Genomic DNA, 26122 nt, shown 5'->3' with positions numbered 1-26122 from the left:
TTTGGAAAAAAAATAACGTTTTATGATACAATTAATACTGGTGATGATATGACAGAATACGTTTATGGGATTTTACACGGAGTCGATGAAAAAAAACGAATCATAGCAATTAAAGGTCGTACAAGAGTTCGATTTTATTATATGGCAAAAGGGATGTTCTTAAATTTCATGCTATATTTTAATCCGGGAATTTTTATATTTATGGATGTTCAAAAAAATAGTAGAAGATATAGAGGGTTGACGGTTCAAAATGTCATTAATATTGAGAAAATATTATTGCCAAAAGCTCAACATCCTAAAATATATTATGATGTTTCTCTTATTAAGTCTGAAATAAAAACTATGATAAATTCACAGAAACCTCGAATTTTTCTTGATTTCGAAATGTCAATGCCTCCTTTTAGAAATTATCAAAATTTCGTTTCCGAAATCATTCAAGTTGGATTGGTTTTAACAGATTCTTCTGGAACTATCATTGAAAAACATTCTATGTTTATTAAACCGGTTCTTCATCCTGAAATTAGTGACAGAACCCAAAAATTCTTACATATTGATCAGTCAGATATTATTAATGGAGTTGAATATCCTGTTTTTTATCGTTTGTTTCAAAAACTAATAAGAAGCAATCAACCTATGGTTTTCGTTTGGGGCCAAAATGACCAAATTGAGCTTAAAAAAATGAACTCAATTCATCAATTAATCGATTTCACTCCACGAGTTCAATTTATCGATTTACTAAAAATGCATAAAACCTATTTTGGTTTAAAAAACGATCTTGGATTATTTAACGCTTATAAGGCTTATGCCAGTGTTGATTTAAATACTCAAATGCATGATGCTTTTGAAGATGCAATGATTACAAAAAAAGTCTTTGATTCTTTTTTAGACATTTGTAATCAAAATATTGATTTTGTATTTCCAAGTGAAAACAATGAATAGTGGGGTATGGGCATAGAATGATACATACAAATAAAGTACCTCTTAGAGCAAAACTAGCCTATGGAGTAGGAGATGCGTCTTTTACTTTTGGAACAGCTATCACTGGATTTTATCTCTTAATTTTTTTAACAAATGTTGTAGGTTTAAAAGGATATCTTGCTTCAGCCATTATTTTTCTTGGTTTTATATGGGATGCAATCACTGATCCAATTGTTGGTCATTATGCCGATAAAATTAAATCAAAATTTGGTAAACGAAGAAAATTAATGTTGTTTGCTATGATTCCTTTAGGTCTTTCTTTTTTTGGAATATTTGGATTGTCGACTTTAATCGCAACTCTTTCTCCAACTATGTTGGGATTGACTTCAAATTCGGTCATGTTTGTTAAAGCTTTTCTCGTCTTAATCATTTATTTATTATTTTATTTTTGTTATACGCTTGCGTATATTCCGTATATTTCTTTAATCAACGATATGACAAAAGATTATCATGAACGTACAAAATTGACTGGATTTCGCATGATTTTTACCATCATTGCTACGATTGTTGCCGTTGCCATTCCTGATTTGATTATGGGCGATATTACCATTACCCATTCTGGAGAAAAATTTATCTTAATATCGGCGATATTTGGAATTTTGATGGTAATCATATTACTGATTAGTATTTTTGGAACATATGAACTACCAAATGATGAAGAAGTAAAAACAGGGAAATTTAGTTTTTATAAAAGCTTTTTTGTTTGTTTTAAAAACAAAAGTTTTCGACAAGCATCGCTTGCTTTTATGTTTAGTTTGGCAGCAATCTTTGTTTTACAAGATACCATTCAATATTATGTGAATTATTGGTTAAGATCTCCAGAAATGTTTTTACCTCTTGCAGGGTCAGTATTAGTTCTTGGATTCTTGTCCGTTCCTCTTTGGGTAATAGTTTCAAACAAAATTGGTAAAAGAAACACTTTATTTCTAGGAAGTCTTTGCTGGGTTGTTGCTTTTGGAATGTTGTTGTTTTTACCTATAATGCCCTATGATTCTGTAGCGTTATTTTTTCAAAATGAAGTGTATGTTGTACCTCAATCGATGTCTGATGCCATAGCAAATTTTCCTTGGTGGGGTTGGATTGCTGTTGTTATCTTAGGCTTAGGAATGGGAAACATTCACTTAACTGCTTATGGAATGTATCCTGATGCGATAAGTATTATATCAAGTGATTCTTTGGAAAAAGAAGGAAGTTATTTTGGTGCAGTTTCCTTTTTACAAAAAGTTGGAATTGGATTTGCGACGTTGTTGATTGGTCCAATACTGGATTTGACAGGTTACATCGCAAAACCAAGCGAAGAATGGTTTCAAGCGTTATCATTAGCGGATATGCAGATTGAAAACACATGGTTATATCTTCAAGGTAATGAAAGTGCGCCTTTGGCTATTAAATTAACTTTTTGTATTTTGCCCATTATCTTAATGATTTTGGCAAGTATTTCCGTAAAGAATTACAAAATTGATCATTTATTAAAAACCAAATAAAAAAATGATGAACTCTTTTCGAGTTCATCATTTATATTATAAAATCATAATAACTGGCATTACCATCGGTTCACGACCTGTTTTTTGAAACACGTACTTACTTATTGTTTTTGAAAGATCGTTTTTTATTCCGTTAATGTTTAATTTTTTGTTCGAAACTAAAAACTTATCTGATACATTGAGTGCCATTTCTTGTAAATCTTTGATCATTTGTTCGTTGTCTTTCATAAAGATAAAACCTTTAGAAATAATGGTTGGAGCGCAAATAACTTCTTTTCGTAGTTGATTTATTGTTAAAACAACAGACAACAACCCATCTTCTGATAGCTCACGACGGTCTTTTATGACTTGTGAGCCGATTTCACCGATTGCGGCTCCGTCAACGTACACATCTGAGGTTGGGACTTGTCCGGCGATTCTTGCGCCTTCAAGCGATACTGCTAATACATTACCATTATCTAAAACAAATGTATTTTCTTTTTTAACTCCCGTATCAATACCTAATTTAGAATGCATCTTAAGCATTCTAAACTCACCATGAATTGGCATAAAGAATCGAGGTTTCATCAGTTTTAACATCAATTTAAGTTCGTTTTGCCCACCATGCCCTGAGGCATGAACGTCTGCGAATGGAGATTGAGTAATTACAGAAGCACCATTTTTATATAGTAAATTAATGGTTTTATTTACACTTTCTTGATTACCAGGAATTGGAGAAGAAGAAAGAATGACTGTATCTCCTGGAATTAAAGAAATTTGTTTATGCGTACTTGAGGCGATTCTTGTAAGGGCGGCCATCGGTTCTCCCTGAGAACCAGTACATAGAATGGTTAGGTTTTTATGATTGATGCCTACCAGATTGCGGCTGTAAAGAAAGGTGCCTTGAGGAGCCTTAATATACCCTAGTTTTAATCCAACTTCAATATTCTTTTCCATTGATCTACCAAAAACAGCTACTTTACGATTCGATGATATTGATGCTTCAACGATTTGCTGGACTCTATGAACATTCGAAGCAAATGTCGCAATAATGATTCGACCAGTAATTGAAGAAAATAAATCCTTAATTGTCTCAGCTACAACCATTTCAGAAGTAGTAAAATCTTCAAGTTCTGAGTTTGTAGAATCTGATAAAAGGCATAATACACCTTCTTGTCCGATACTTGCCATTTTTTGATAATTAGAATCGGTTCCGGTTGGTGAAAAATCAAACTTAAAATCACCAGTATGAACAATGTTTCCAATTGGCGTTTGAATTTTGATTCCAAATGAATCTGGAATTGAGTGATTGGTTCTAAAAAAACCAATCGAAAAATGATTAAATTTTATGACATCTTCTTCGTGATACTCAATCAGATTAGCGTGAATACCTGGATGATCTTCGAGTTTGTTTTTTATCAGTCCTAAACTTAAGCCAGAAGCATAGATAACAGGAATTTTTACTTGTCTTAGTAAAAAAGGAATTCCTCCAATATGATCTTCATGACCATGACTTATAAACAAACCACGAATTTTATCCTGGTTTTCGATTAAATAGGTATAATCTGGAATAACATAGTCAATACCCATTAAATATTCATCCGGAAACAAAAGTCCCGAATCAACTATAATGAGTTCATCTCTGTATTCCACGCAATACATGTTTTTACCGACTTCTCCTAATCCACCAAGTGCAAAAATCCCGACCTCATTAGAATTAAATAAATGATTTTGCATGGGGATAAATCCTTTCTTAAACATTAGAATAGGTTATTCGTTTGCTTTATTATACCTAATTATCCTGATTTATGCAAATGAATCAGTTTATTTATTTCCGATTCATCTTGATTTTTTTTAAAAAGAACTATACAATAGATATAGCAAAAGCCCGAGTGGCGGAATAGGTAGACGCGCTGGACTTAAAATCCAGTGTCAGCAATGACGTGCCGGTTCAAGTCCGGCCTGGGGTACCATTTTGTAAGTTTAAAAAATCACCGAAAATTTTGGTGTTTTTTTTATAAGGAGCCACGATTTTGTTTGCTTAAAAAAGAAATTTTATTTTCAGGGAAGATTATCATGAAAAACAATGATTTAGACTCTTTATATAATCCAATAATTTCGTTTGTTCCCTAAAAAAATATGTTATAATATCTTAAAGAGAGGTGATAAATTGATCGCAAGAGTCCTTGTTGATGTTCCTTCTAAAGCCGTTGACAAATTATTTGATTATATCGTTCCACCACTCTTTGAATCCGTTCTTGAAATAGGAATGCGATTAATTGTACCTTTTGGACATCGAGAATTGATGGGATATTGTTTGGAAATAACAAATATTAGCGAATATGAACATGAATTAAAACCAATTATTCGCCTTTTAGATATGGAATCTTATCTTACAAAAGAGTTGATTGAACTTGCAAAGATTATTCAAATAGATACCTCCACTGTATTAATTAAAGTTTTAGAAACGATGTTGCCATCTGCTTTAAAAGCAATTTATCGAACAAAATTTCAAGTAATTTCTTATGATAAACTTCCATTAAAATTACAGTCAATATTTGAAAACTCACATATAAAATATTTAAATGAAGAATTCAATGAAGCTTTAAAAGAAGTAAAAGAAGCTATCTTTTCTGGAGCTTTAAAACAAATCTACGATATTTCTTCAAAAAGTAATCCAAGATATAAAAAATTTGTAAAGTTACAAGATTTAAATTATAGTTTAAGTTCTGAAAAACATTTAAAAGTCGTTGAATATCTAAAAGACAAGCAAGAACAGAAAATAGAAGTAAATGCACTATTGACGAAATTACAGCTAACAAGTTCTGTTTTAAAAACTTTAGAAAAATATAAAGTAATTTCAATCTATTCAAGTGAAGAGTACCGAGAAATTGAAAGCATTCAAGAAAATTACAACAAAGAAGTCACTTTAAATCTAGAACAAGAAGCCGCCTTTCAAAAGATTGTTTTAAGTCTAAACGAATCAAAGACCTTCTTACTACATGGTATTACAGGTTCTGGAAAAACAGAAATCTACTTAAAAGCCATTGAAGAAGTTTTAAAAAGAAAAAAAGAAGTCATTTTTTTAGTTCCAGAGATTGCTTTAACTCCGATGATGGTTAACCGATTCAAAGGTCGATTTAAAAACCAGGTAGCCATCCTTCATTCTGGACTATCTGTTGGAGAAAAATATGATGAATGGCGAAAGATTATTCGTCAAGAAGTTTCGATTGTCATAGGTGCAAGAAGTGCCTGTTTTGCGCCTTTTACCAATTTAGGTCTATTAGTAGTTGACGAATGTCACGAAAGCACATATAAGCAAGACGACATGCCTAAATATTATGCGATTGATGTGTTAAATCATCGAGCAAAATATTATAATATTCCCGTTATTTTAGGGTCTGCTACACCAAGCATAGAATCTTATGCAAGATATAAAAGGGGTTATTATGAATTACTTCCTTTAAAGAATAGGGCTATGAATTCATTTGAACCAGATTTAAAAGTAATTGATATGAAAGAAGAATTCAAAAAAGGAAACCAAAGTTTGTTTTCTCTTGAACTTCAAGAAGAAATTAAAATTCGTTTAGACAAAAAAGAACAAGTTATCTTATTATTAAATCGCAGAGGATATTCGACTTTTGTTATTTGTAGAAATTGCGGACACGTATTTACTTGTCCAAATTGTGATATATCGTTAACTTACCATGAAACTGACCATTCTTTAAAATGCCATTACTGCGGACATAAAGCAGAATTACCTAAGGTTTGTCCTAAATGTGGAAAAGAAGATCTTCGATATATGGGAAGTGGTACCCAAAAAATCGAATCGGAACTTTCTTCTTTATTTCCAAATGCTAAAATTATCCGAATGGATAACGATACGACAAGAACTAAGAACGCTCATGAAAAATTACTCGTTTCATTTGAAATGCAAGGCGATATCCTTCTTGGTACTCAAATGATTGCTAAAGGATTAGATTTTCCAAAAGTTACTTTAGTAGGAATTATTCAAGCCGATAGCAACCTATACTCTCCAGATTTTAGAGCACCTGAAAAAACATTCCAACTTATCACTCAAGTTTCGGGTAGAGCCGGAAGACATGATCTAAAAGGAAAAGTCCTTGTTCAAGCATTTAATCCAAATCATTATGCAATTCAATATGCGATTCATGATGATTATTTAGGATTTTATGAATATGAAATGAGTTTAAGAAAACTTGCAAAATATGTTCCTTTTTATTTTCTTGTTCAAGTTTTATTAACTGGAGAATTTATTAGAGATTTATTTATTGCAGGAAAAGAAATCGTACGCAATCTTCGAACTCATTTGTCAAATGAAGCTATTGTACTAGGACCAGCATTACCACTAATCGCAAAAATTAAAAATCGTTATAGTTGTCAAATTGTTATTAAATACAAAAAGGAACCAAATCTTGATTTGTTGTTATTTGAAACAAAAGAGAAGTATGACACGGATACTATATTTGTAAGTATAGATAAAAGTCCAACTTTAGGGTAGGTGAAAAAATGAAAATTGTATTTATGGGAACAATGGAATTTGCTGTTCCAATTCTAGAAGGATTAAAGGAAAAATATGAGGTATCTTTAGTTGTTACTCAACCAGATCGCCCCTTTGGAAGAAAACAAACGCTGAAATATTTACCCATTAAAAAAGCGGCTATTCGTTTAAACATACCTCTTTTTCAACCAGAAAGTATCAAGAAGGATTATAAAAGAGTATTAGAAGAAAAACCTGATATGATTATTGTTTGTGCATATGGGCAAATGATACCTTCAATTATTTTGGAGTATCCTAGATATCATGCCATCAATGTACACGCTTCCTTGCTACCTAAGTTTAGAGGAGGAGCACCTATGCACAAAGCCATTCAACTAGGAGAAACTTTCTCTGGAGTAACCGTTATGTATATGGCAAAAAAAATGGATTCTGGGATGATTTTATCTCAAAGAGAAACGGCAATTTTAGATACAGATGATGTGGGGACACTGCAAACTAAATTATCTATAATGGGGAAAGAATTATTACTTGAAACAATACCTTTGATACTAAACAATCAGATCACTCCAATTGAGCAAAAAGAATCTTTGGTGACGTTTGCTTACAACATTAAGCCAGAAGAAGAACATTTAAATTTAAACCTAAGCGCAAAAGAAATTTACAATCATGTTAGAGGATTTCATCCGTGGCCTTTAACTTTCGTTATGATAGATGAGTATATATTAAAAACGCATTCAATCAAAATTGTACCTAACCCACAGGTTTCAAAATCTTTTGTCCCAGGGCAAATCATTAAAGCAGATAAATCAAATGTATATATTAATACAGGAGATGGAGTTATTTCTTTAGAGAAAGTACAACTTCAAGGGAAAAAAGTTATGGATATATCTTCTTTTATGAATGGCATCGGGAAATCGCTTTTCATCGAAGGAAAGATTTTAAAATAGCGCTTAAAAACATCACATAAATGTGGTATAATAATTAGTTAGTATCGCACATATTTTTTGAGAGGTGAAACAATGAATCGTCAAAAAAACTTATTTTCTCGAGATGAAATGTTTCAAATGAATGTAGACAAATTACTCGAACGTGGAGTTTCAATTGAAGAAATAGCGGATGTTGCATATCGCCAACAATCAAAATGGAATAAAGAAATCTCTTTTCAAGAATGTCTTGAATCGGTAGAAAAAATCCTTTCCTTAAGAGACGTCTTTCATTTGCTTCAATTAGGAGCAGAAATTGATCGACTTACTGAAGAAGGAGCTTTTAAAGGGCCTATTCAGTCGATTTTAGCATCTGATTTAGGCATGTTTGGGATAGATGAATTATTCGGATTAGAATTAGCTGGACTCTATGGAACAATTGGAAAAACCAATTTTGGAGATATCGATGTCAATAAACCAGGAGTTGTGGCAAGATTAAATGATGCCGGAAAAGAAGACAAGCAAGCTTGTCATACATTTTTAGATGATATTGTTGGAGCTTTAGCTGCAGCTGCATCCACAAGAGTCGCACAAATTGAAAATGAAATTGAAGCAAGAAAAGATCCAAGCATTATTGAACAACCCAAATTATTTTAAATAGATAAAATCAAAAGGTAAAGGAGGTGTGATTTTTGGACAATCGTGAAAAAACTCTTGATGAATTTTTTCGTAAGAATGATAATTCACAAAAAAAGAAAAACCCAAAAGATTTAAAAAAAGAGGAAAACAAAAAAATAGATTTATATTTTGAAACGGTTGCTCAAGAAAAAGCACCAAAGAAAAAATCGGGATTAGATAAACTTGTCGATTTTTTTCGGATAACCTCTTTTAAAAATCGTTTTGATGAAAAAAAAGTCAGCGTTAATTTAAAGCAGTATGAAGTTGAAGGAAAAAATAAAGTATCCAAATTTTGGAATAAAATTACTTTATTTTTTATCAATCAATTTAGTTTTGAAGCCGGAGTGGACATTTTGGATGAAACCTCCGTTTTATATCGAAAAAATTTAGTAATCAAAAACATTATATTGGTAACCAATATCGTATTCTTATCGTTTACATTGATAGGTTATGAAGGCGTCAATCTAAAACTTAATTTAATTGTTGCATTTATTATCTTTTTAGTAATGTTTTTTACAAATCAACTCATTAAGAAAATTATTTTTGAAGAACCGAAAACGCTTCAAAAACAACAAATGGGAGAATATATTTCCGGAATTTATATCTTAATGATGGCTATTGCGGTTTATATTAAATTGAAAGTAACGCTTGGAGGAAATCCTGCAGAAGGATTCTTTAGCATCACTCAAGCAGGATATTCTTTAATCTATTTTGCTTTAGTAGTACTCGCGTTGTATCAAGACTCTAAATTATTGAAATTGATTTTTAAAGTTTCAATTATTGCAATGACAATTATCCACGTGACTATTTTGTACCCACTCATGGACTACGCCACTGACATAACTACTCTTTGGGCTTATTTAAAAGGTCCAATACTTACCGATATTATTTTAAGGACATTAGTTCTTGCCATTTTTATGATTGCTTTATACTCCACTTCGAAAATTTCAGAAGATATGAACAACAAACGAAAAGAAGAGTTAGTAAAACGAAGAGCTATGGAAAAAGATTTTAAAGCCGTGGTAGCTGATGTGTTTGATGTCATTAGTGTTTATCGAAGTCATGGCGAAGATCATCAAGAAAAAATGGAAACGGAATCTGCAAGAAGAGTCGCTGAAATGTCTGGAAAACTTGGAAATTTCCTTGGTTATTCTCCAAAATTATGCCGAGAAATATTTGATTTTTCTACCATTCATATCGATAAAAAAGATGTGCTTTCTCTTTCTGGATATGATGATAAAGAAGTGTTAGAAGAAAACGATTTTCGTAAAATTCGTGAAAAAACAATTATTGGGTCTGTTATTATTAAACGTCTTCAATTAGACAAAAAAGGTGAAGACATTGTAAGAGCACACTTTGAAAAAACAGCAGATGCTGATTTTATAAAAGATATGAATGGAATTCAAAACAATCGAGAATCACAAGTGATTTTGTTATGTCAAATTTATGATATCTTAAGACAACCAAGAAACTACAAAAGAGAATTAAAGCATTCAAGAGCTATTGATTTAATTCAACTAGAATTTTATCCTTATTTTGATCCTCAGATCATTGATCGTTTTGTAAAATATAGTGATGATTTTGAGTCGATATATTATAAATTAATTCAAGAATAGGAGATTTTAACATGTACCGATTTTTTACATCGGAGTCCGTAACTGAAGGACATCCAGATAAAATTTGTGACCAAATAAGTGATGCTATTTTAGATGCTATATTGACAGACGATCCAAATGCAAGAGTCGCTTGTGAAACGCTTGTTACAACAGGGCTTGTATTAGTCGCAGGAGAAATAACAACAACTACTTATGTTGATATTCAAAAAATTGTAAGAGATACAGTGACTGAAATAGGATATGATAGAGGTAAATATGGGTTTGATGCAGATAATTTGGCCGTATTAGTCGCAATCAATAATCAATCTCCAGACATTGCATTAGGTGTCGATCAAAACGAAACTCATGAACAAGGTGCAGGAGATCAAGGAATGATGTTTGGTTATGCAACAGACGAAACAGAAGAATATATGCCAATCACTCATGTTTATGCGAATAAACTTGCAAGAAAATTAGCTCAAGTAAGAAAGAATGGACAATTAAATTATCTTCGACCAGATGGGAAAACCCAAGTGACTGGAGAATTTAATGATGAAGGAATTTTGATTCGTTTTGATAAGATTCTAATTTCAACTCAACATTCACCTGAAGTCTCTCAAGATAAGATTAGACAAGACATGATTGAATTTGTTATTAAACCGATTATCCCCAATAAATATATAGATAAAAACACTGAAATTTTAATTAATCCTACCGGAAGATTTGTCATTGGAGGACCTTCAGGAGATTCAGGATTAACTGGAAGAAAAATTATTGTAGATACTTACGGAGGAAGAGCACACCATGGTGGCGGAGCCTTTTCTGGAAAAGACCCATCGAAAGTAGACCGAAGTGCGGCTTATGCATGTCGATATGTTGCAAAAAACATAGTAGCTTCTGGAATTGCAAAAGAAATAGAGGTGCAGGTTTCTTATGCAATAGGAGTTGCAAAACCTACAAGTATTGGAGTTAACACCTTTGGAACAAGCAAAATACCAGAAGACGAAATCATTCATATCATTACAAAACATTTTGATTTAAGACCTAAATCCATCATTGAAATGTTAAACTTAAAGCGTCCCATTTACCGACAAGTTGCAACGTATGGACATTTTGGAAGAACGGATTTAGATTTACCATGGGAAAAACTAGATAAAGTAAAGATTTTAGAACAATATCTTAAATAAATTAGGTGATAATTATGTTTTTAACAGATTGGACAATAGTAATTGAAGTTTCATTAATCATATTATTTCTTATTGGAAGTATTGTTGTAGCTTCGTTTTTAATAGTTAGATCTTTAATCTATTCTTATAAGGATGTTTTCAAAGCACATTCAAAATTTGATATTGAATTAAGAAAATCATTGAATCTGATTTCAAAAGTTGTCAAAGATGAATCGCTTAAAGCGTACGATAATGTTATCATTAAAGAATTAAATTATGAAGAAAAAAAGAAATTACTGACTTTAGTTGACTTTACTTTTTTATCATTAAATTCAAAAGAGGAAGCAGACAGCTACTTAGCTGAAACATACGAAAATCTTCAAGAATTAAGAAGAATTAGAGATAGTAAAGTATTAATCTTTAACCAAAAAATATTGATGTTTCCTTTTAATATTTATTCTAAAATAATGAAAATGAAAAAATGGGATGTTTTTACTTCCTAAAAATAAGAGAATTCAACTTTATCGGTTGAATTCTTTTCTTTATTATTTATAATTGATACCTTGATATGTTTTATTTATTCGTAATTGTTTATCGATTTCATTTGTGACCACAAACTTCTTTAAAGACCATTTTGGTTCAATTAAATCACTTTTTAAAGCATCACCTGTCAACCGATAAATAATGATATCGGGACGTAACTGTTCAATTTGATTTGTTACAACATCTACGTATTCTTTTAAACTTAATATCGGAAAGGGATTTAAGTTATAATAATCTTCAAGAGGAGTATTCTTAAGAAGATAGAGCATGTGTATTTTTATTCCTTGAATATCTAAAGAATTAAGGAAATGTATGGTATCTAACATCATTTCTTTGGTTTCATTTGGCAATCCATTAATGATGTGACATACAACATGAATGTTGTGAGCTCTTAACTTTGAAACTGCATCTTGAAACGCTTGAAGAGAATGGCCTCGATTAATTAAAATAGATGTTTTCTCATGAATGGTTTGTAGTCCAAGTTCAACCGTCAAAAACGTTTTTTGATTCAATTCACTTAGGTATTCTATCACATCATCAGGTAGACAATCCGGCCTTGTTGCAATACTGATTCCGATTAGATCTTTATCTAAAGTAAGAGCCTCTTCAAATAAACGTTTTAATTTATCAAGAGGAGCGTAAGTATTTGTAAAAGACTGAAAATATGCAATTGTTTTTCCAATAGGCCATTTGCGTTTCATCATAGAAAGCATTTCTTGATATTGATCTTTTAATGAAAAATTAAGGTCACCTGTAAATTCTCCTGAACCTTTTTCAGAGCAATAAAGACAGCCTTTATAAGAGATTGTTCCATCACGATTAGGGCAAGTGAAATTTCCATTTAAAGAGATTTTAAACACTTTTGAATGAAATGTTTCTTGATAAAAATCATTTACAGTATAATAAGGTTTTTCTTTTATTTTAAAGTTCATAATCTTCACCTAATCTTCATTATAGCACAATATAATGTTTAATGGTTTTCATAAAATTGAATTAATGTTATAATAGAATAAGCTAGGTGATGAAAAATGTACAATATAATGAAAGATAGTTTATTTGAACCAAAAAAAATCCTTCAATATCGTAATAAATCAGGATGGTACGCTTTTTTATACTTCCTGATTTTAGCTTTATTTATGACGATTGGATATATTGCTTTTTATATAGGTTATGATGGAAATTCAGTGATTACATCTGATACAACTGGTTGTGAATTATCCTCTACTGGAGTTGAGTGTTTATCTTCTGATTTTGATTTTCAAACGGAGTATAATTTATATGGTATTTCAATCTATTTTTTAAATGAAACAGATCAATTTCAAGATATAGTATTTATTGGTGATTCAAGTTTGGTGTTTCAAGGAAATAGTGTTACTTTATTTTCTTCATCTACTCAGCGAATTACGTTTCCAAATTTAACTACACTATCTCAATCAAATACATTTGACCAGTTTTTTTCAACTTTTAAAACTGCTTTACTTGTTACGAGTATTCTTGTTGGGTTTTTAACGAATCTCATTTTATTGTTATTTGTATCTTTGGTTTCAACAATTCCTTTCTTAAGACTAAAGAAATTTATTCGTTTTAAAAAGCTCTATATTCTTGTAATATTTGCGATTACTCCGATTGCAATCTTAATGACATTTTACAATATTATTCCCATAAACAATGTATTATTTTTTGTGTTAATGATAATAGGATATCGTTCTCTTTACATTTTACAAAGAGAGCTGTTTACGACAACCTTTTTGCATCTTCAAAATCAACAACAAGAACAAGATGATAATATAATAGATTCTAGTTATACTGTAACGGATGTGGAAGAGGAAGAAACTGAAGATAATTTAGATGTTACAGAAGATTCAAAAGATGAAAAAGACTAAAAATGTTATTGATAATTTGATTTAGATATGATATGATACTTACAAATGCAATGAACTAGAGATAGTAGTATATTGATTCATTTAAAGAGACTTGGTGGATGGTGTAAACCAAGAATGAAGGTATATGAATTAGTCTAGGGAGCTAATGAAACGCAACTTGGGAGTTTCATTCGTGTTTCCGCGTTAAGGAATGAAAGTGCCAGATTTTATCTGGAACAAAGGTGGTACCGCGATGTTAAATCGTCCTTTCTTAGGACGATTTTTTTTATTGTTAAGGAGGAATCAATATGAGTCAATTTGTACCCAGTTTTAATCACAATGAAATAGAACCAAAATGGCAAAAAAATGGTATGAAGAAAAAGTATTTCAAGCTGTGGATTTTGATGAGCGCCCCAAATTTTATGGATTAGTTGAATTTCCATATCCTAGTGGACAAGGAATGCACGTTGGACACATGAGAGCCTATGCCTCTTTGGAGGTTATCTCACGAAAAAGAAGAATGGAAGGATATAATGTATTATTTCCAATCGGATTTGATGCGTTTGGACTGCCAACAGAAAATTATGCAATCAAGCATCAAATTCATCCAAGAATCGTTACAGATGAAAACATTTTGACGTATACAAGCCAATTAAAAAGCGCAGGATTTTCTTTTGACTTTTCGAGAATAGTAGATACTACTGATGAGACCTACTATAAATGGACTCAATGGATTTTCTTAAAAATGTATGAACATGATTTAGTCTATAAAAGTAAAACATATGTTAATTTTTGCCCTGATTGCAAGGTGGTATTATCCAATGAAGAATCACAAGGTGGAGAATGCGATCGTTGTGGAACAAAAGTAACTCAATTAGAGAAGGATGTTTGGTTTCTTAAAATAACAGCTTATGCTGATAAACTATTACAAGGGTTGGATGTACTAGAATCAAATAATCGAATTCATATTGAACAAGAGAAGTGGATTGGAAAGTCTACGGGAGCTTATATCAATTTTAACGTAAATGAGACTTCAGAATTCTTAAAGGTCTTTACAACAAGACCAGATACTATTTATGGAGCCACCTTTATGGTTATCTCTCCAGAACATCCTATTTTAGTGACGCTTAAAGATAAAATTCAAAATGGTATTGAAGTAAAAGAATATCAAGATCAATCCATTATGAAAACAGAATTTGAACGAACCCAACTTATAAAAGATAAAACAGGAGTTTTATTGAAAGGGATTTGTGCCATTAATCCACTCACTTTAAAACAGATCCCAATCTTTATTTCTGATTATGTCATGATTACTTATGGAACGGGTGCAATAATGGCAGTCCCAGGACACGATGAAAGAGATTATGAATTTGCTAAGAAATTCAATTTAGACATTGTAGAAGTTATTCAAGGTGGAGACATTTCAAAAGAAGCCTATACTGACACCGATACAGGAATTCTTGTAAACAGTGGTATCTTAAACGGTATGACAGTTGAAAATGCTTTAATCAAAATGATTGATTATCTAGAACAACATAAACTAGGGGAAAAAACCGATCAATTTAGAATGAAAGATTGGGCTTTCAATCGACAACGATATTGGGGAGAACCGATTCCTGTCATTTATTGTGATGATTGTGGAGTCGTTCCTGTTCCTTATGAAGATTTACCAGTTCGTTTGCCAATTGTTGAAGCTTTTCTTCCAACAGATACAGGAGAAAGCCCACTAGCAAACATTGAAGAGTTTGTAAATTGTACATGTCCTATCTGTCATAAACCAGCAAAAAGAGAAACGGATACTATGCCTCAATGGGCTGGATCTAGCTGGTATTTCTTAAGATATATGGACCCTCAAAACCCTTTAAGATTTGCGTCCAAAGAAAAACTGAAATATTGGGGTCAAGTTGATTGGTATAACGGAGGAATGGAACACGTCACAAGACATTTAATTTATTCTCGTTTTTGGAATCACTTTTTGTACGATATTGGAGAAATTCCATTTAAAGAGCCATACCTTAAAAGAACAGCGCAAGGTTTGATACTAGGTGAAAATGGCGATAAAATGTCAAAATCAAAAGGAAATGTTATCAATCCAATTGAAATCATTGATGAATACGGCGCGGATACTTTGAGAACCTATATTTTGTTTATCGGTGATTATGAAATGGCAACTCCTTGGAATGAAAATGGCTTAAAAGGATGTCGTAGGTTCTTAGATAAAATGTGGCGTTTATTTGAGAAAGTTACAAAGGATGATTTTTATTCTGTTGAATTAGAAATAAATATACACAAAACCATTAAAGGCGTTTCAGAAGATTTAGAAAATCTTAAATTTAATACCGCCATTGCAAAACTTATGACGCTTACTAATGATTTTACTTCAAGTGCTGCTATTACGAAAAAAGATTATGAGACATTACTTCAACTAGTATATCCTTTTGCACCTCACGTAACAGAAGAATTATGGGAGATGTTGAATCATAAAGAATCTTTAGTATTTGTAAATTGGCCAAGTTATGATGAGTTGAAACTAATTGAAAAGAAAATTGAAATTGTGGTAAATATCAATGGTAAAGTAAGAGATAGAATAGAAATGGCTTTTGATTCAGATAGTGAAGAAATAAAAACAAAAGCATTGAATCTGCCAAGAATTAAAGAGTTAATTGGGAATGACACCATCAAGAAAATAATTGTCGTACAAAATAAACTCATCAATATTGTAATCTAAATAAAGAAATTCACCCACTAATTGGTATATATGTTAGTGGGTGTTTTATTTGAGAGAATCCATTTATAAAAGAAATGAAAAAACAATTCAAATTGTGCCATTGTTCGATATGAATACTTGTAATAGGTGTCTTTCTTCAAAGGAAAGACATTACTTAGGAAGAGATAATTATGATCATTGTATGGACTGTGAGATTAATGGATATTTAGCTTATTCGACCAGATTATATCGATATAATCGATTTGTAGAAGAAAGAGAACATCGCTTAATACTGTCTTTTCCTCTAACTCAGATTCAAGAAAACGCTAGTAATTTTATCCTTAAATCGATTCAAAATAAACGAAGTTGTTTTTTAGAAGCAGTATGTGGTGCAGGTAAAACAGAAATGACTTTTAATGCAATACTGTATGCCTTAAACAAAAAAATGAAAATTTGCTATGCTATTCCAAGAAAACAAGTTGTCATTGAACTTGCTTCAAGGTTTCAAAAACATTTTCCAGACACAATCATTAAATCTTTATATGATCAATCTAAAGACGATGAGTTTGCTCATTTATTGTTATCAACGATGAATCAGTTAATTCACTACTATCAAGAATTTGACCTTATGATTGTAGATGAAGTCGACGCTTTTCCGTTTAAAGATAATCCATTTCTACAAAGATTAGTTCAAAAGGCCCTAAAACCAAATGGAATTATAATATATATGTCTGCCACTATTTCAAAAGAGTATTCTATTTTAATAAAGAAAAATATAATTGATCATTTTCAAGTATATTCAAGATTTCATAATCATTCCTTAGACTTACCTCAATTTGAACAAGTAATTCATTTAGAAAAAACATTTTCAAATAAAATGATACCAACAATTATTAAACAAAAATTGGATGAGTGGCAAAATTTAGGTAAAAAAGTTTTGTTATTTGTGCCTTCCATTTTATTTGGTATACGTATGCATCATATACTATTATCTTATGGATATTTGACAGAAATTTATCACAGTAAAATAAAAAATAAATCCTACATTTTGAACGAATTCAAAAAAGACAAATTTTTGTTTTTAATCACAACGACTATTCTTGAAAGAGGCGTTACATTTTCTAATATTAATGTTGCTGTTGTTTTATCAGACCATCCTATATTTACAAGTAATGTATTAATTCAAATTGCAGGAAGAGTCGGTAGAAATCTAATGTATCCAAATGGAGAAATTATATTTTTTTCTGAATTTATGTCGAAAGCAATGACAAAAGCAAAATCAAATTTGATTCTTATGAATAAACACAAATTATCAGAAAGAATTTACGTCGAATGAAATGTAAAATTTGTAATCAATTTTTTTTAATGGAAACCTCATTTCAAACTCTATTTCATTTTGAAGATATTTGTTCTTTATGTGAAAATGTATATTCACCAATTTTACAAGTTGAAGTTATTCCTTTTCAAGGAGGGCTCATACATTACTATTATTTATATGTTGATTTAACTATTGATTTTTCCAAAGAATTATATTTAATGAAATATTTAGTTAAACCTTTAAATGTAGCCATTTCACACAAAAATGATTTTGATATAATTCTATTTTTAGATTTAGATGACTATCAAAATTTGCCAAATTGGTTTACCTATTTTTCAAGTTATAAAAACATTATGTTTTATTCACTTGGAATATTTGATTTAAGTAAGTATGTGAGGATATTTTGAATATTTTGTAAAATTCCTGCGCCTTAGTTTACATCTAATTTTTTTGGTGTTATAATAAAATTGGATTTTAAATACAAAAAGGAGTGATTTGAATGAAACTTGATGTAAGAGGCAAGAGTGGGTTTGAAATTACAGATGCAATCAGGGCATATTTCGAAAAAAAGCTCAAAAAAATCGAAAAAGTATTTTCAGAAGAATTAGAAGCGTTTGTAGTTTGTAAGATTTACAAAGATTTAACAAAAGTTGAAATTACCATACCGATTAAATTCATTACCATCCGCGCTGAAGTCGAAGACAAAGATTTATATGCTGCAATCGACCACGCCATTGACAAATTAGAAGCACAAATTCGAAAAAATAAACACAAAATGAATCGAAGTTTACAAGAAAAAACAGGCTTAAAAGATGCATTCAAAAATGATGAGTTTAATTTAGAAGAATTAGAAAAAGAACTTATTTCTCCAATCAAGAAAAAGCGCATCAAATTAGACATTTTATCTCTTGATGAGGCCATTACTCAAATGGAATTACTAGGCCACGATTTCTTCATTTACTATAACGAAGATAAGCAAGTTAATTTACTCTACTTAAGAGATGATGGCAAATACGGTTTGATTGAAACCGAATAGCTAATTTAACAGTGACCTTTTAGGTCACTTTTTTTTGTATCAAGGTGATTTTAGTTGAATATAGGGTGTATTTTGTGGTATTATTATAGATGTTAACGAAGAGGTGAATAACATGTTTAAAATGTTTGATAGTAATAAAAAAACATTAAAAAGGTTAGAAAAAACTGCTCTACAAGTTCTTGCTGTAGAAGCAGAATATAAAGTGATGTCAGATGAAGAGTTGCAAGCAAAAACCGTGGAGTTCAAAAAGAGATATCTTGAAGGTGAATCATTAGATTCTTTGCTTGTTGAAGCATTCGCTGTAGTAAGAGAAGCATCCATAAGAGTTACAGGATTATCTCCGTTTAAAGTACAAGTAATGGGAGCTATGGTTATTCATGAAGGCAATATTGCTGAAATGAAAACAGGTGAAGGAAAAACATTGACCGCTGTTATGCCAGCTTATTTAAATGCTTTAACTGGAAAAGGTGTTCACATTGTAACCGTTAATGAGTATTTAGCAGGGCGTGAAGTAATTGGTGAAATTGGCGATTTGTTTCGTTTTTTAGGACTGACTGTAGGGTTAAACATCCGTGATTTAACTCCAGAACAAAAACAAGAAGTTTATAATTGTGACATTTTATATTCAACAAATAACGAATTAGGGTTCGATTACTTAAGAGATCATATGGTTATTTATAAAGAATCCATTTCTCAAAGACCTCTTAATTTTGCTATTATTGATGAGGTCGACTCTATTTTAGTTGATGAAGCAAGAACCCCTTTAATTATATCTGGAGGAGAAAAAAACACAGCAGAATTGTATAAACAAGCAAATTATTTTGCGATTCGTCTTAAACTTGATGAAGACTTCCAAGTGGATATTAAAGACAAAACCATCAATTTATCCGAAAAAGGAGTTCAATTAGCAGAAGAATATTTTCAATTAGATAATTTATATGATGTTACAAATGTTACTTTACTACATCATATTAATAATTCCCTTAGAGCCAATTTTATTATGACAAGAGACATCGATTATGTTGTCCAAGAGGGAAAAGTAATTATTGTTGACCCTTTTACCGGTAGATTAATGCATGGACGACAATTTTCTGAAGGACTCCATCAAGCCTTAGAAGCTAAAGAAGCCGTTGAAATAAAGAAAGAAACAACGACGTTAGCGACGATTACCTTTCAAAATTTCTTTAGAATGTACAAAAAATTATCTGGTATGACAGGTACTGCTAAGACAGAGGAAGAAGAATTTAGAAACATCTACAACATGTATGTTGTGGAAATTCCTACTAATATGCCAGTTGTTCGGAAAGATGAAAATGATTTGATTTTTGCTTCTATGGAAGCAAAATATAAAGCACTTGCGGAAGAAATTCAAAGAAGACATCTATTAGGGCAACCTATGCTTATTGGTACTATTTCGATTGAAAGTTCAGAGTTATTATCTTCTCTTCTTCGAAAAAAGAGCGTTAAGCATAATGTATTGAACGCAAAACAACATGAAAGAGAAGCGGAAATCGTTGAAAATGCAGGACAGAAATTTGCTGTTACTATCGCAACGAATATGGCTGGACGTGGAACGGATATTAAATTAGGCGAGGGAGTTGTCGCTTTAGGTGGATTAGCCGTCATTGGTACTGAAAGGCATGAATCAAGACGAATTGACAACCAATTAAGAGGACGAAGTGGTCGTCAAGGTGATCCTGGATATTCTAGATTCTATTTATCTGCAGATGATGATTTATTACGTCGATTTGGTGGAGACCGTTTCAAAAGAATGATTTCTATGATTACGGTTCAAAAAGGATCCGATACGGAAGAACCATTAGAATATGGCATGTTTTCCAAACTTGTTTTAAGAGCTCAAAGTCAAATTGAAGGTAACAACTTTGATCGTCGAAAAACTGTTTTACAATATGATGAAGTTTTACGTCGTCAAAGAGAAATTATTTATCAACAAAGAACGGACGTATTATTCAATGAAACCATTGAAGATTCTGTAAATCAAATGATTGAGGCCACTTTAACTCGAATCGTCAATAATCATGCAGATGATTTAGATGCTATGAGTAAAATGCTAGATCGTTTCTTTTCAAAAGATTCTATTGATTCAAAGATTATACAAAATAGTTCAACTAATATTCTTGAATATGTTTTAGACCAATACAAAAAAGAAGTGGAAGAAAAGAAAGCATTATCTTCCGTAAAAATTTATAATGATTTCTTAAAAGCGATTACGTTAAGAGTTGTTGATACGTACTGGGTTCAACACATTGATGCAATGAGTGAATTGAGACAATCCGTAACGCTTCAAAGTTACGGTCAAATTAACCCGTTTAGAGAATATCAAGAGTATGGGTTTAAAATGTTCGAAACAATGGTTCAAAACATTCAAAACGATGTGACAAGATTTGTTTTAAAAGCACAAGTCAGACAAAATACAGAAAGAGTTCAAGTCGCAAAACCTATTAGTACTCTTTCCGGAAAAGAAGATGACTCAAGAAAAAAACAACCAGTAAAAGTTTCTGAAAGAGTTGGAAGAAACGATCCTTGTCCTTGTGGAAGTGGGAAAAAATATAAATACTGCCACGGGAAAAACCAATAAAAGGTGATAATATGACCTATTTAGATTTAAAAACAATCATTTCCGATCAAAACGATCGGCTTTTGTTGTTAAAACAAGCCTTTAACATTGATAAATTTAGAGATAAATTGAAAAATCTAGATCAATTAACTTTTGCATCTGATTTTTGGCAAGATCCAAAATCAGCCCAACTAGTTATTCAAGAAGCCAACGAAATTAAATCATTGACGCAAATGTATGATGAAATCATTGAATTATATGAAACATTAGAACTAACTTATGAACTTTCTTTAGTCGATGACGAGTTGAATTTAGATAATATTCCCGAACTTACACATCTTTTCCAAAAGAAGACAGATGAATTGACCATTAAGATGTTGTTAAACAAACCTTATGACAAATTAAATGCAGTAATCGATTTTCATCCTGGTGCAGGAGGTACGGAATCACAAGATTGGGCCGAAATGCTATATAGAATGTATACAAGATGGGCCGATTCAAAAAACTTTAAAGTGACAGTACTAGATTATTTAGATGGAGACGAAGCTGGATTAAAATCTGCGACGATCCTTGTCACTGGGAAAAATGCTTATGGATATTTAAAAGCAGAATCAGGAGTTCATCGTTTAGTAAGACTATCTCCTTTTGATGCTTCTGGGAAAAGACACACGTCTTTTGCTTCTGTTTCGGTAGTTCCAGAAATTGACGAATCCATTGAGGTAGAAATCAATGAACAAGATTTAAAAATTGATACATATCGATCAAGCGGCAATGGTGGACAAAGCGTTAATACAACCGATTCAGCAGTCCGAATCACTCATTTACCGACTAAAACGGTGGTAACTTGTCAAAATGAAAGAAGCCAATTACAAAATAAAGATACCGCAATGCATGTATTAAAAGGAAAATTATTTCAACTTGAACTAGAAAAAAAACAAGCAAAATTGAATACTTTTTCTACAAGCAATGTTAGTAATGCATTTGGAAGTCAAATTCGATCTTATGTTTTTCATCCTTATTCCATGGTGAAAGATTTAAGAACAGGGTATGAAACATCAAATGCTGAAAAAGTAATGAATGGAGATTTAGATGATTTTATTCAAGCATATTTATTAAAATTTAGCGAATAAAAAGAGAGGGGTTCTATGACAAGAAAATTTCAACTTCGTCAAATAGGAAAATTAGAACAATATTTCTTTTTAACCATAGGCGTATTTATTATGGCATTTGCTTTTTACTTTTTTGTTATTCCTTCTGGAATTGTAACAGGAGGAGTGACGGGACTATCAATGGTCATCAATCGATATCTAGAAAAGGTGCCTATTTCGTTACTTGCCTTACTATTCAATATAATATTATTATTCTTTGCTTTAATATTTCTTGGAAAAAGAGAATTCGTAAGAAGTATTTACGGCTCATTTCTTTTTCCAGTCTTTCTTGCCCTATTTGAACTTACAATAACAAATCCAACTTTTGGTGAAAACGATCTTTTGCTGGTAGCACTTTATGCAGGTGGATTAATCGGAATCGGTTTTGCAATCGTTGTGCATTATGGTGGAACAACTGGTGGAACCGATATTTTAATTAAAATCATGAGAAAATATACGTTTCTTTCCCTTGCTGTTTGCGTATACGTTGTTGATTCAACCGTGATTGTGATTGGAGCCTTAACTTATCCTGCAGGATTGAGCGAAGGATTTATTAATGCACTTTATGCAATTGTTATTGTTTTCTTATCCGGAAAAGTAGCCGATTCTTTCTTGCTTGGAATGCAATCCAAAAAGGCCATTAACATTGTCACAGATCATCCAAAAGAATTAAAAGCCGCTATTTTCGCGACGTTTAGTAGAGGGATGACTGAAATTCAAAGTCAAGGTGGATACACAGAACATCAAAAAACACTATTAATTATGGTTATTCAAAACTCTGAATATCATTATGTAAGACAAATCATTTCTGATACAGACCCCAAAGCATTTGTTTTTGCGACTCCGGCTTCAGAAATTCATGGGGAATGGTCTACCAAAGAAGAGGTGTTTTTAAATCGTGATCAAAGTAAATCAAGTAAAGAAAGACAAAACAAAATATAAGGTATCATTTTTGTTTGAAAATCTTGAGGAGGTTTCATTTGTAGTATCCGAAGATTTAGTTGTTCAATACAGACTGCTTCGAGGAAAGGAATTTACTGATTTAGCCTACAAAACATTTGTTAAAGATCAACAAATGGATGAGTTTTATCAAAAAGCATTACGATTTGCTTTACAAAAACAAAGAAGCACACATGAAGTAAAAGAATATCTTTTGAAATTAGATTCTCAGACACTTTTTGTGGAATCAATTATTTTAAAACTTGATAAGCTAACTCTTTTAAATGACGAGAAATACGTTACAAGTATATTAGAAATTTATTTCTATCAAAAAAGAGTTGGGCCTTTAAAACTTGAAGAATTATTTAAACAAAAAGGAATTGAACCCACACTTTATAAAGATGCACTTTTTTCTATTCAAGAAAAAGACATTATCTTAAATCTAGAACTTTTATTTTCAAAAAAATTACCTACGATGAAATTACAATCTATTCGAAAAGCCATGATGCAAATGAAACAATTTCTTTATCAAAAAGGTTATTCTTTAGAAGTAGTATCTTCTTTTCTATTAAAACATCAAAGCGATTTTCTAAGTGTAATTGATGAAGAAAAACTTTTGCTTTTGGAAATGCAAAAACAACAAAAAAAATATTCGGCTTTAGAACTTTCAACTTTCGAAACAAAACAAAAAATAATTGCATCATTTATTCGAAAAGGATTTCAATATCAAGATATTAAAAAGATTCTAGAAAGGGGATAAAAATATGAATTTAAGGATGTCAGAACTTGATTTATATTTATTTAATGAAGGTAAATTAAAGGAAGCATATAAACATTTTGGCTCTCATTTAATCAAAGACGAATTAAATCAAACCCAAGGGGTTGAATTCACCGTGTTTGCGCCCCATGCTAAAATCATTTCTTTGGTAGGAGATTTTAACAATTGGGATTCTAGATCACATGTGCTTGAAAAGGTTGATCCTTCAGGGATATTTAGTATATATGTTCCTGGAATTGGAGAATGGGAAAAATACAAATATTGCATTGTTACAAGTTATGGCCAAACCATTTTTAAATCAGATCCCTATGCTTATTTTTCAGACAATCGTCCAGAAACTTCATCAAAAGTATATGATATTGAAGGGTATTCTTGGAATGATTTTGACTATCTAGATTCAAGAAGAAATAAAGACATCTTTTCTTCAAAACTAGCTATTTATGAAGTCCATTTAGGAACATGGATGATTAAACCAGATGGAACGCTTCATAAATACAACGAATTAGTTGATTACTTAATTCCTTATGTGAAAGCTCATGGATTTTCACATATTGAATTAATGCCAATTGTTGAACATCCCTTAGACGAATCTTGGGGATATCAAGGAACTGGATATTATAGTGCTACTTCAAGATATGGTGTGCCAAAAGATTTAATGTATCTGATTGATCGTTGTCATCAAGAAAATATTGGTGTCATCTTTGATTGGGTACCAGGACACATTTGTAAAGATAGTCATGGACTTTACTTGTTTGATGGAGAACCATTATACGAATATGATGATTACAAAATTAGAGAAAATGAAATATGGGGAACTGTGAATTTAGATTTAGGAAAAGGCGTAACAAAAAGCTTTTTAATTTCTAATGCATTTTTCTTTATGAATTATTTTCATGTAGATGGACTTCGAATTGATGCTGTGTCCAATATTATTTATTATTTAGGGGACTCCACTGTTGGAACCAATTTTCCTGCAATTGAATTCTTAAGAAATCTTTCCTATGCTTTGAAAGAACAAGACTCATCTGTTTTATTGTTTGCTGAAGATTCCACAACATTTCCTAATTTAACCACTTCTGTTAATGATGGTGGAATTGGGTTTGATTATAAATGGAACATGGGTTGGATGAATGATACACTAACGTATTTTGAAAAAGACCCTATATACAGAAAGTATCATCATGAGTTAATTACTTTTGGTTTGATTTATGCATATTCTGAGCGATTTGTACTTCCCTTATCCCATGATGAAGTCGTTCATGGGAAGAAATCGCTTGTTTCAAAAATGCCTGGAGATTATTGGCAAAAATTCGCTAATTTTAGGACTTTATTAGGTTTCCAATTTACACACCCTGGGAAAAAGCTTTTATTTATGGGCGGAGAATTTGCACAAATGCATGAGTGGAAAGATAAAGAAGAATTAGATTGGTTTTTATTAGAATATCCACTTCATGAGAGAGCAAATCGATTTGTAAGAGACTTAATCCAAGTCTATAATTATCACGCTCCTCTTTTTGAACTTGATCATGACCCAAGTGGATTTAGGTGGATTGATCAAAATAATGCAGATCAATCGATTTTTGTTTATGCAAGATATGCGAAAAATAAAGATAATTTTTGTATTGTTATCCTAAATATGACACCATCTTCTTATACGAATTATAAAATCGGTGTTCCAAGATCTGGAATCTATGAAGAAATATTAAATAGTGATAAAGACATTTATGGAGGATCTAATTTATATAATGGAAGTTCTCTTCAATCTGTTCAAGAGTCCATGCATGGGCTCTCAGACTCCATTTATGTAAATGTAGCACCTTTGTCAGTTAGTATCTTAAAGTATGTTTACGAAAACGATTTATTTCATCCCGTTCAAGAATAGGTGATT

General features: G+C 31.4%; 20 protein-coding genes, 1 tRNA gene and 1 other annotated feature. Of the genes, 19 read left to right on the top strand and 2 right to left on the bottom strand.

Annotation, left to right across the window (positions count from 1 at the left end; translation table 11 throughout):
* Positions 1-48 precede the first annotated feature (48 nt).
* Together KJ971_02135 and KJ971_02130 are read left to right on the top strand one after the other, a co-directional pair.
* Complete coding sequence (locus tag KJ971_02135) at positions 49-939, top strand: exonuclease domain-containing protein (GenBank protein ID MBU1144642.1); 891 nt, start codon at positions 49-51, stop codon at positions 937-939.
* A gap of 17 nt (positions 940-956) precedes the next feature.
* Complete coding sequence (locus KJ971_02130; GenBank protein MBU1144641.1) at positions 957-2462, top strand: MFS transporter; 1506 nt, start codon at positions 957-959, stop codon at positions 2460-2462.
* Positions 2463-2498: 36 nt separating this feature from the next.
* Here KJ971_02130 and KJ971_02125 read toward each other — a convergent pair whose 3' ends face one another.
* On the bottom strand, positions 2499-4178 hold the full coding sequence (locus KJ971_02125; GenBank protein ID MBU1144640.1) for a ribonuclease J: 1680 nt from the start codon (positions 4176-4178) through the stop codon (positions 2499-2501).
* A gap of 149 nt (positions 4179-4327) precedes the next feature.
* Between KJ971_02125 and KJ971_02120 the strand changes: the two genes are divergently transcribed.
* The 7 genes from KJ971_02120 to KJ971_02090 all read left to right on the top strand — a co-directional run bounded on the left by KJ971_02120 (position 4328) and on the right by KJ971_02090 (position 11828).
* Positions 4328-4414: transfer RNA gene (locus tag KJ971_02120), tRNA-Leu, on the top strand.
* A 197-nt stretch (positions 4415-4611) separates the two neighbouring features.
* On the top strand, positions 4612-6963 hold the full coding sequence (priA, locus tag KJ971_02115; protein MBU1144639.1) for a primosomal protein N': 2352 nt from the start codon (positions 4612-4614) through the stop codon (positions 6961-6963).
* Between the two features lie 8 nt (positions 6964-6971).
* A complete protein-coding gene (gene fmt / locus KJ971_02110) occupies positions 6972-7910 on the top strand; it encodes a methionyl-tRNA formyltransferase (GenBank protein MBU1144638.1) in 939 nt (312 codons plus the stop codon).
* 72 nt (positions 7911-7982) lie between these two features.
* Positions 7983-8543: a phosphatidylglycerophosphatase A gene (locus KJ971_02105; protein ID MBU1144637.1), complete on the top strand. Its 561-nt coding sequence runs from the start codon at positions 7983-7985 to the stop codon at positions 8541-8543.
* Positions 8544-8578: 35 nt separating this feature from the next.
* Positions 8579-10180 carry a hypothetical protein gene (locus tag KJ971_02100; protein ID MBU1144636.1) on the top strand — a complete coding sequence of 534 codons (1602 nt, stop codon included), beginning with the start codon at positions 8579-8581 and terminating at the stop codon, positions 10178-10180.
* A gap of 11 nt (positions 10181-10191) precedes the next feature.
* Positions 10192-11346 carry a methionine adenosyltransferase gene (metK, locus tag KJ971_02095; GenBank protein ID MBU1144635.1) on the top strand — a complete coding sequence of 385 codons (1155 nt, stop codon included), beginning with the start codon at positions 10192-10194 and terminating at the stop codon, positions 11344-11346.
* 14 nt (positions 11347-11360) lie between these two features.
* Positions 11361-11828 (top strand): hypothetical protein, encoded by a 468-nt coding sequence (locus KJ971_02090; protein ID MBU1144634.1) that lies wholly within the window; start codon positions 11361-11363, stop codon positions 11826-11828.
* A gap of 42 nt (positions 11829-11870) precedes the next feature.
* Here the strand turns inward: KJ971_02090 and KJ971_02085 are convergent, their stop codons facing one another.
* Positions 11871-12800, bottom strand: coding sequence for a TIGR01212 family radical SAM protein (locus KJ971_02085; protein MBU1144633.1), 930 nt, complete (start codon positions 12798-12800; stop codon positions 11871-11873).
* Positions 12801-12896: 96 nt separating this feature from the next.
* Between KJ971_02085 and KJ971_02080 the strand changes: the two genes are divergently transcribed.
* The 10 genes from KJ971_02080 (at position 12897) to glgB (ending at position 26116) form a co-directional block, all read left to right on the top strand.
* Entirely contained in the window at positions 12897-13751 is an 855-nt protein-coding gene (locus KJ971_02080) for a DUF1189 domain-containing protein (GenBank protein MBU1144632.1), read from the top strand.
* Between the two features lie 41 nt (positions 13752-13792).
* Positions 13793-14002 (top strand) — a binding site (T-box leader).
* 83 nt (positions 14003-14085) lie between these two features.
* The gene (leuS, locus tag KJ971_02075; protein MBU1144631.1) at positions 14086-16458 is read left to right on the top strand and encodes a leucine--tRNA ligase; all 2373 of its coding nucleotides are present in this window, start codon (positions 14086-14088) and stop codon (positions 16456-16458) included.
* Between the two features lie 49 nt (positions 16459-16507).
* Positions 16508-17773 carry a DEAD/DEAH box helicase family protein gene (locus tag KJ971_02070; GenBank protein ID MBU1144630.1) on the top strand — a complete coding sequence of 422 codons (1266 nt, stop codon included), beginning with the start codon at positions 16508-16510 and terminating at the stop codon, positions 17771-17773.
* Positions 17770-18162: a hypothetical protein gene (locus KJ971_02065; GenBank protein MBU1144629.1), complete on the top strand. Its 393-nt coding sequence runs from the start codon at positions 17770-17772 to the stop codon at positions 18160-18162. Before KJ971_02070 ends, KJ971_02065 begins: the two co-directional genes overlap by 4 nt.
* 92 nt (positions 18163-18254) lie before the next feature.
* Positions 18255-18791 (top strand): ribosome-associated translation inhibitor RaiA, encoded by a 537-nt coding sequence (raiA, locus tag KJ971_02060; GenBank protein MBU1144628.1) that lies wholly within the window; start codon positions 18255-18257, stop codon positions 18789-18791.
* Between the two features lie 112 nt (positions 18792-18903).
* Entirely contained in the window at positions 18904-21390 is a 2487-nt protein-coding gene (secA, locus tag KJ971_02055; GenBank protein MBU1144627.1) for a preprotein translocase subunit SecA, read from the top strand.
* A gap of 11 nt (positions 21391-21401) precedes the next feature.
* A complete protein-coding gene (prfB, locus tag KJ971_02050) occupies positions 21402-22499 on the top strand; it encodes a peptide chain release factor 2 (protein ID MBU1144626.1) in 1098 nt (365 codons plus the stop codon).
* 15 nt (positions 22500-22514) lie between these two features.
* Positions 22515-23459, top strand: a complete 945-nt coding sequence (locus KJ971_02045) for a YitT family protein (GenBank protein MBU1144625.1) — start codon at positions 22515-22517, stop codon at positions 23457-23459.
* Positions 23416-24216, top strand: a complete 801-nt coding sequence (locus tag KJ971_02040; GenBank protein ID MBU1144624.1) for a RecX family transcriptional regulator — start codon at positions 23416-23418, stop codon at positions 24214-24216. Before KJ971_02045 ends, KJ971_02040 begins: the two co-directional genes overlap by 44 nt.
* 4 nt (positions 24217-24220) lie before the next feature.
* On the top strand, positions 24221-26116 hold the full coding sequence (gene glgB, locus KJ971_02035; GenBank protein ID MBU1144623.1) for a 1,4-alpha-glucan branching protein GlgB: 1896 nt from the start codon (positions 24221-24223) through the stop codon (positions 26114-26116).
* Positions 26117-26122: the final 6 nt, after the last annotated feature.

The sequence above is a fragment of the Bacillota bacterium genome (assembly GCA_018818595.1).
Taxonomy (GTDB): domain Bacteria; phylum Bacillota_I; class Bacilli_A; order Izemoplasmatales; family Hujiaoplasmataceae; genus JAHIRM01.
Note: the sequence above shows the minus strand (reverse complement) of the source record. Positions and strands in the feature narration are given on the sequence as shown.